Annotated in this window: 1 rRNA gene; it reads left to right on the forward strand. The window is 54.2% G+C overall.

The features are described from left to right. Window positions 1-904: ribosomal RNA gene (locus MHX66_RS10490) — 23S ribosomal RNA — on the forward strand; the annotation flags it as partial.

The following is a 904-nucleotide window of genomic DNA, read 5'->3' on the forward strand; positions in this document are numbered from 1 at the left end:
GTTGGGTTGGTAGGGGAGCGTCGTGTGATCGTTGAAGCTGCCGGGTGACCGTGTGGTGGAGGTTATGCGAGTGAGAATGCAGGCATGAGTAGCGAATGATGCGTGTGAAACGTATCCGCCGGATGACTAAGGGTTCCTGGGTCAAGCTAATCTTCCCAGGGTGAGTCGGGTCCTAAGGCGAGGCCGACAGGCGTAGTCGATGGTTAACGGGTTGATATTCCCGTACCCGTGTGTGTGCGACCAATGGTGAATCAGTGATACTAACCACCCTGAAGCGTGTCATGCGCATTTTGTGTGTGTGGTGTGTGGATGCGTGGGACCTGATCTGGTAGTAGCCAAGCGATGGGGTGACGCAGGAAGGTAGCCGAGCCACTTATTGGATTGTGGTGTAAGCGTGTGGCCCGCAGGAACAGGTAAATCCGTCCTGCTTTGTGGGTGAGGCGTGATGCGTACCCGTTGTGGGGATGTTGGTGATCCTATGCTGTCGAGAAAAGCCTCTAGTGAGTGCATGTACGGCCCGTACCGTAAACCGACACAGGTGGTCAGGTAGAGAATACTAAGGCGTTCGGGTGAACTGTGGTTAAGGAATTCGGCAAAATGGCCCCGTAACTTCGGGAGAAGGGGTGCCGCTGCTGGTGAACGACGTGTTGAGCTGGTGGTGGTCGCAGAGAATAGAGGGAAGCGACTGTTTACTAAAAACACAGGTCCGTGCGAAGACGGTAAGTCGATGTATACGGACTGACGCCTGCCCGGTGCTGGAAGGTTAAGAGGACCTGTTAGACACTTGTGGTCGAAGCGGAGAATTTAAGCCCCAGTAAACGGCGGTGGTAACTATAACCATCCTAAGGTAGCGAAATTCCTTGTCGGGTAAGTTCCGACCTGCACGAATGGCGTAACGACTTCC

The sequence above is a fragment of the Corynebacterium sp. ACRPH genome, assembly GCF_022347285.1.
In the GTDB taxonomy this organism is placed as follows: Bacteria; Actinomycetota; Actinomycetes; order Mycobacteriales; family Mycobacteriaceae; genus Corynebacterium.